This is a genomic window from Leptolyngbya sp. FACHB-671 (genome assembly GCF_014695745.1).
GTDB lineage: Bacteria > Cyanobacteriota > Cyanobacteriia > Elainellales > Elainellaceae > JAAUTN01.
In genome coordinates this window covers 1-7,564 of record NZ_JACJOV010000027.1, presented here as the reverse complement: position 1 = coordinate 7,564, position 7,564 = coordinate 1, and the positions used below count along the sequence as shown (strand labels likewise).

Here is a 7,564-nt window from a genome sequence, read left to right as displayed (position 1 = left end):
CAAGTATCCCTCTATAGGACAGCATCTTTACCAACAGGCTGTTCTTTGGGATTTACTGCTGTTGTGTCGTCAAACTACTCCTCTTAGCAATGCTTCTTACGAAGGGGTGATGCAAACACTACCACTGCTGGAGCAGCACAATCTGCAAATCGGTAAACTACCAACTTCACTCTTAAAAGAACAGCAGCTAATGCTACTGCGGCGAGGGGAACTGCTGCATCCATCAGGACTGAGGCTAACGGCTGGAAGTATTTACGTTTGCTCGGAGTTGTCCAAAGAACGTGATTGGCAAGTGACTCAACCAATCCAACTCTACAGTCTGGGACGTTCTCATTGGCAAACAGCACTCGCTAACTTGCCACAACTGGCTGAACTCAATAACTCTGACACCCCACTAGGGGGAGATGGGGAGATAGGGAAATTTCCCAATCCAAAATTCAACCCTCCCTTACCCCCCCAAAGTTCGGGGAGGAGCCAAAATCTAGAATCCCCAGAGTCCAAGAGAAAAATTAGTAAGGCTTATTTCCCAAATCCAACCGTAAAAATCGGTCACTTATGGCAGCGCTTCACCCGCCGCTATCCGTACTTTCAGCAGCAAAGCGCCTCTGACTGCGGTGCAGCTTGCCTGGTGATGGTGAGTCGTTACTGGGGTAAGCGTTTCAGCGTCAACCGACTGCGAGATATTGCCAATGTTGACCGTAATGGCGCATCACTGCGAGGTTTAGCCGCCGCCGCCGAAAGTATCGGGTTTTCGACTCGACCTGTAAAAGCCAGCCTCGACAAACTTGGACAACAAAGCTTACCTGCCATTGTGCATTGGGAAGGCAAACATTACATTGTCCTCTACGAAGTCACACGCGATCGCGTTATTGTTGCAGACCCTGCGATCGGTCAATGTACCCTCACTCATGCACAATTTAAGGCGGGTTGGACTGGCTATGCATTGTTATTACAACCCACTGCCCTACTCAAAGAAACGAAAGAAACCGCGACTCCTTTCTGGCAGTTCTTTGAATTAGCAAAACCTCACAGGTTAGTGTTGCTGGAAGTGTTCATCGCCTCAGTCCTGCTTCAGATTTTTGGGCTGATTACGCCGCTGTTTACTCAGTTATTGTTAGACCGAGTGGTCGTGCAACGCAGTAATCTCACGTTAACGGCTATAGGTTTAGGCTTGCTCATCTTTAGCCTATTTCGAGTCGCCATGACTGGACTGCGGCAATACCTTCTAGACCATACAGCTAACCGAGTCGATTTAGCACTCATTGTCGGGTTTATTAGCCATACCTTCCGCTTACCCCTGAGTTATTTTGAGTCTCGTTACGTTGGAGACATCATTTCCCGCGTTCAAGAAAATCGTAAGATTCAACGCTTTCTAACCGGTGAAGCACTGTCTATCGTTCTCGATTTACTGACAGTGTTCATTTATGTAGGTTTGATGTTCTGGTATAGCTGGAAAATGGCACTGCTGACGTTGGCGATCGTGCCACCATTCGTATTGCTGGCGTTAATTGCTACACCTTTCTTGCAGCGTGTCTCCCGCGAGATTTTCGGTGCCTATAACGAAGAGACTGGGTATCTCATCCAATCCTTAACTGGTATCCGCACGGTTAAATCTATGGCGGTTGAAATGAGCGTACGCTGGCATTGGGAGGAATTGTTTGGCAGGTCGATTAAAAAGACTTTTTCCGGGCAGGTGATTGGCAACACGCTCCAAATTTTTAGCTCAACTATTGAAGCAGTAGTAAGTACCGGCTTACTGTGGTTTGGAGCATGGCTGGTGATTCAAAACGAGCTGACGATTGGACAATTAGTTGCTTTCAATATGTTGCTGGGCAATGTGATTCGCCCCTTCCAGCGGCTGATTGTGCTGTGGAATGAGTTGCAGGAAGTACTAATTGCAGTTGAGCGCATCAACGATGTGATTGATGCTGAACCAGAGGAGGACTTGCATTCGTCAACTCGTCAATCTTTACCACCCATTCAGGGCTATATTCACTTTGATAAAGTTACTTTCCGTTACCATCCCGAAAGTGATGTCAACACGCTGGAAAACGTTAGTTTTGATGTGCAGCCTGGGCAGACAGTGGCGCTTGTAGGTCGCAGTGGTTCTGGTAAGACGACGATTTCTAAACTGATTTTGGGACTGTACCCGCCCACAGAGGGGAAGATATTGATTGATGGTTATGATGTCACCAGCTTGTCATTGCGATCGCTCCGGCAGCAGATTGGCGTGGTTGACCAGGATACCTTTCTGTTTGGCGGTACGATTCGCGAAAACATTAGCGTCGGTCACCCAGAAGCCACCCTGGAAGAAATTATCGAAGCAGCCCAACAAGCAGGAGCGCACCAGTTTATTAAAGAACTGCCAATGGGCTACGAAACGCAAATTGGTGAGGGGGGAGGAATGCTGTCTGGTGGACAACGACAGCGACTTGCGATCGCCCGTGCCCTACTTGGAAATCCCCGTTTGCTCATTTTGGATGAGGCAACCAGCAGCCTTGATAGTGAGTCAGAGCGCATTATTCAGAACAATCTCAACAACATTCTCCAAGACCGTACGACATTGATAATTGCCCATCGTCTTTCAACGATACGCAATGCTGACTTAATTCTGGTACTCGATCGGGGTGTGATCGTTGAACAAGGAACTCACGATGAGTTAATGGCGCAACGAGGCCATTATTTTTATCTCAATCAACAGCAATTCATGGCAGTCACTTGAAGCAATAAATCGATCAATGATGTTTTGAGAACAAAAGCATTATGACAAACCTATCCCATATTCCCGATTTACTCAACTCAAATGAGGGCGATCGCAATAACCACCACTTAGTTGAAAAGCATTCTGAGTCTATTGTCTCTAAAGCACTCACACCCACTCGATTAACCCCACTGAATGCTCCAGGGGATGACTGGGCATCCTTAACCCGTGATCTAATTGATACCTTACCCCGCATCTGGAGTAGAGGACTGTTATACCTACTAATTGGATTTGCAGCTATTGTGATTCCCTGGACAATGCTCGCCAGAGTGGATCAAACTGGCAGTGCTAGAGGACGATTGGAACCGAAGGGTAGAGCTTTGAGGCTTGATGCACCTGTTACTGGCACTGTAGCAGCAATCAACGTTGAAGAGGGGCAAACGGTTGAAGCTGGACAAGTCTTGTTGGAGTTTGAATCAGAAGAAGCACAGGCTGAACTGCAACAGTCCCAAATCCAACTGGAGGGGCAAAAGGATCGAAAAACTCAGCTTGAGTTAATTAAAACTCAGTTAGAAAGCGCAGTTCGTACTCAGCAATTACAAAGCCAAGCTCAAGAGTCTGAACAGCTGGCACAACTGGATCAAATTCGAGGACGGCTTAACTCTAGCCGACAAGTTTATGCAGTAGAACGCGATCGCCTAGCCTTAGCTCAGAATGAGGTGCAGCGCCATCACTATCTTTTGCGAGAAGGAGTAATTTCCAGAAGCCGACTAGAAGAACTTGAAGGCGCAAGACTAGAACGACAAGGACTTCTAGAACAGTCCCAGTCTGATATTCAACAAGCTCAAACTGAACTAGAAAAACAACAAAGTACCTATGAACGCACGCTTCGCACAGGTGAACTTGCCGTGTTAGAAAGCCAAAATCAGATTGAAGAACTGGAATCACAGATTTTAGATGTGCAGACAGAAATTGCTCAAACTCAGAAACAAATTCAGACACTGCAATTTCAATTACAACAAAAGGTACTGTATGCCCCCACAGACGGCACAGTGTTTCAACTTGCGATTGATAATGCTGGCACTGTTTTACAACCTGGTCAAGAAATTGCTCAAATTGCGCCAGCGACGGCACCCCTAATCTTACGAGCACAGATGCCTAGTCAAGAGAGTGGTTTCCTGCAAGTGGGAATGCCAGTCAATCTCAAGTTTGATGCCTATCCATTTCAGGACTATGGTGTCGTGCAAGGTCATTTACGTTGGATCTCACCAGATTCTAAAGTTGTTGAAACAGATCAAGGCAGAATAGAAGTTTTTGAGCTAGAGGTTGAGCTGGAACAATCCTATATTCAAGATCGCACTAAACGAATTGCCCTAACACCAGGACAAACTGCAACTGCTGAGGTCATTGTCCGGCAACGACGCATTATTGATCTTCTGCTCGATCCGTTTAAGAAATTGCAAAAAGGGGGATTAGAGCTATAAAGCAGTTGCCATTGTCTACATATTAATGACCACTCAACAATTAATGCAGAAACCTAAATCTACGATGGAATATAGCTTCTAGTACTTTTGTTAGTACGGGGTACAGAGGGAGCACTTCTGCAATGGACGAAGCTCCCGCACGTCGCACGACTTCCCAAAAATATCAAGTGAAGAACCAATTGCAATTGGTATACCAAGGAGTTTCATCATGTTAGACATTTTGACAATTTCACCAGACGACATACTTCATCACGTCAAGCTTTCCTGCCGGATTCCCTCTATTGTTGAAGAAATTTTGACTCAACGCATTATTGCAAAAACCGCAGCAGAAACCGGGATAAATGCAGAGCCTGAAGAACTTCAAAAAGCAGCTGATCACCTGCGGTTGATGAACAACCTCCGAAGTACGGATGCCACTTGGTCATGGTTACAAAAGCACAGTTTATCCTTAGATGACTTAGAAGAACTGGTTCGTATCACTTTGATTTCCTCGAAGCTGTGTTACCATCTCTTTGCCGATAAGGTTAAACCTTATTTCATTGAACATCAGCTTGACTACACCCAAGTCATTATGCATGAAGTTGTCCTGGGCGATAAAGACGTGGCAATGGAATTGTTTTATGCTCTTCAGGAGGGGGAGATCAGTTTTCCTGACGTAGCTCGTCAATACATTCAAGATACAGAATTTCGTCGTATCGGCGGATATCAGGGAGCGCTAAATCGCACTGCCCTAATGCCAGAAATCTCTGCGGCTGTCTTTGCTGCCGCTCCACCTCAAATTCTCAAACCAATCCTGACCTGTAAGGGAGTTCACTTGATCTCGGTTGAGGAACTGATTCAACCAGAATTAAATGATGAACTATATCAGAAAATTCTTTCAACCCTATTCTCTGAATGGTTAAAACAACAGATTGAGCAGATCGATGTCCAGTTAGGGAAACTTGTATAGGGCAAGTAGTCGTTTAAGAGCGATCCAGCAGGTGGAGGGGCATGAATTGTGCCACAAAGATATTTCATTAACGAACGATTTATATCTTTTATATCGCACTAAGCACGGTTGTGTCGTAAAAACAGGTGGGTGGTAAGGTAAACAGGACTAATTTTGCCTTAAGTGGCGGCACTTCCTGCCAGAAATCATCCTATTGAATGTACGGTGGTATTGTCGCTACTCGCTGAGTTTCCGGAATTTGGAGGAAATGATGGCTGAGCGGGGGGTGGAGGTAGACCACTCGACGATCAATCGTTGGGTGTTGAAGTATGCGCCAGAACTGGGGACAAACGGATTCGACCTCACTTGAAGCTGACAAACGTCTCGTGGAGAACCGACGAGACGTATATCAAAATCAAGGGCTTGTGGAAGTATTTATATCGTGCTGTCGATTCGGAGGGGAATACCCTTGACTTTATGCCCAGTGCCAAGCGGGATGGCAAGGCAGCAGCACGATTCTTTCGGAAAGTACTCAAGGGTCAGCACACCCAGACTCCACGGGTGATTACAGTGGACAAGAATGCTGCTTACCCAGTAGCAATAGAGCTGCTTAAGGAAGAGGAGACAATTGGAAAAGTGACCGAATTAAGACAGAGCAAATATTTGAACAATATCGTTGAGCAGGATCATCGAACCATTAAGCGAATTGTGGAACCGATGATGGGGTTTCAATCGTTCAATACAGCAAGGCGAACTTTGAGCGGAATCGAGGCAATGAATGTGATTCGCGAAGGGCAAGTGAAAGGAATCGAACAAGGGGACAGTGTCTCTCAAGCCAAGTTTATTGAAGCACTCTTTGGAATTGCTGCTTAGGGGAATGCAAACGATACCGATCGTTTGTTCTTACTACAAGGTTTTGCGACACAACCAGTTTTTGCGACACAACCCACCAATTGTGATACAGTGACACCATCATAAAATTGCTGGTTGTCGTGGAAACTTTGAACGGCAGTTGCAAGGCTTGACTTTAATAGGATTGCCTAACGATCGCCTCAGTCGCTGCCATCAATTGTGAATTTTGATTCTGAGCTTCTGCCTTAAAAAAGGCAACCACTGCCTGTATATCCTTCGTATTAATGGGCAAACCGAAGCTGGCTTTGGCTCCAAACGCTTTAGCAATCTGGTTGCGTAAAAAATAGGATTCCGACTGGGCAGAGACATCCACAATCCATTCTGTGGTTTGTGATGCCCAAACTCTTCCTGGTAATCCTTCACCAATCTGCAAAATGAATTTCTCGCTGCAATAGCGAAACTGATTCCACGCAAGCTGACGATCGTTGTCTACTTGAACACTAATGTGCCAGGCTGGACTCAGCTCTAGAATTGGGCTATCTATCTTAGGCAGCCAAACCTCACCATACTCCCAATTAGTTGTTTGACACACCTGTTGGAGAATGCGAGTGAACTGGTCAGTATATTGGAATAGTTCATTGCTTGATTCAGAATTTAATTCAACCATAGAATCTCTAATGGATAGACCTGTGGGGAGAGCCAAAAATCAATGCAATGCACAGAGTGAGCGTCATTCAGGAGCAGCTAATGAAAAGGACATTGTTTTGGCTGTGAGTCGCCAAGAGCAGATGGAATGGAAAAGGGTCGATCGCTGCTTCCTCGTTTCCAAGGTACAGGTTGTTGGAAGAAATTGGGTTTGAGGCAAACATCTTGCATCTCCTGGTGAAACACCTGCATGGTAGACGCAGACATCGGCGGCACGATTCTTCCCCAATCCGCAGGCACAATACGTCCAGCCTCGGCTTCTCGCTGCCAGTGCTGCATGAACTGAGTAGACGCAGTGTGGTGATCGACGATCTTGACCCCACAGGTGGTAAACGAATGCAAAACGGCTCGATTTAGTTCGATTAATGCTTGGTCTTTCCACAGCGAGAGTTTTGAGCGGGTATTTAATCCCATTCGTTCGGCAATCACAGGTAACAGGTTGTATCGCTGCTCATCTCCAAAATTGCGGGCACCAATTTCAGTGTTCATATACCACCCGTTAAAGGGTGCGCAGGAATAGGAGATACCGCCAATCTCTAAGCGCCAGTTTGAAATGGCGGGAAGTGCGTGCCATTTGAGTCCGAGTTCGGCAAACCACTCATAGCCAGGATGCGCGATCGGGACTTCCATCACCGCTGCTTTTGGCAGTTCAAACCACTGAGGCTGCTGCCCCGGCATTTGAACGACTAATGGTAAGACGTCAAATGGGGTGCCCTGTCCTTTCCAACCCAAGTGTTGACACAGTTCGGTGAATTCCGCTTGCTCAGGATCGCCGATGATTGAACCATCAGGTTGACGATATCCTGCATAGCGAATCAGTTGTGAATTCCAAACGTGAATCCCAGGTTGTCCCGGTGCAACGGGTGCAAAAATGCTAATGGTGGAACGAATATT

At 46.3% G+C, this 7,564-nt stretch carries 6 protein-coding genes; 4 read left to right on the top strand and 2 right to left on the bottom strand.

The genetic code is table 11. The features are described from left to right. The 4 genes from H6F93_RS00980 to H6F93_RS00965 form a co-directional block, all read left to right on the top strand. On the top strand, positions 1 to 2,722 hold a 2,722-nt coding region (locus tag H6F93_RS00980; protein WP_190678398.1), incomplete at its 5' end, for a peptidase domain-containing ABC transporter. Positions 2,723 to 2,763: 41 nt separating this feature from the next. Next, entirely contained in the window at positions 2,764 to 4,185 is a 1,422-nt protein-coding gene (locus H6F93_RS00975) for an HlyD family type I secretion periplasmic adaptor subunit (protein WP_190678396.1), read from the top strand. 208 nt (positions 4,186 to 4,393) lie between these two features. Beyond that, positions 4,394 to 5,134 carry a peptidylprolyl isomerase gene (locus H6F93_RS00970; protein ID WP_190678394.1) on the top strand — a complete coding sequence of 247 codons (741 nt, stop codon included), beginning with the start codon at positions 4,394 to 4,396 and terminating at the stop codon, positions 5,132 to 5,134. A 175-nt stretch (positions 5,135 to 5,309) separates the two neighbouring features. Then, positions 5,310 to 5,986, top strand: a protein-coding gene (locus H6F93_RS00965; RefSeq protein ID WP_242043250.1) for an IS6 family transposase whose coding sequence is annotated in 2 segments (ribosomal slippage) — positions 5,310 to 5,456 and positions 5,459 to 5,986 — 675 coding nt in all. Because the reading frame shifts where the segments join, the coding sequence is not laid out codon by codon here. Between the two features lie 154 nt (positions 5,987 to 6,140). Here the strand turns inward: H6F93_RS00965 and H6F93_RS00960 are convergent. After that, the gene (locus H6F93_RS00960) at positions 6,141 to 6,632 is read right to left on the bottom strand and encodes a transcription factor MYC/MYB N-terminal domain-containing protein (protein ID WP_190678392.1); all 492 of its coding nucleotides are present in this window, start codon (positions 6,630 to 6,632) and stop codon (positions 6,141 to 6,143) included. A 77-nt stretch (positions 6,633 to 6,709) separates the two neighbouring features. Continuing rightward, positions 6,710 to 7,564 (bottom strand): nitric oxide synthase oxygenase (locus tag H6F93_RS00955; RefSeq protein ID WP_190678390.1); only part of this gene is annotated, 855 nt, incomplete at its 5' end.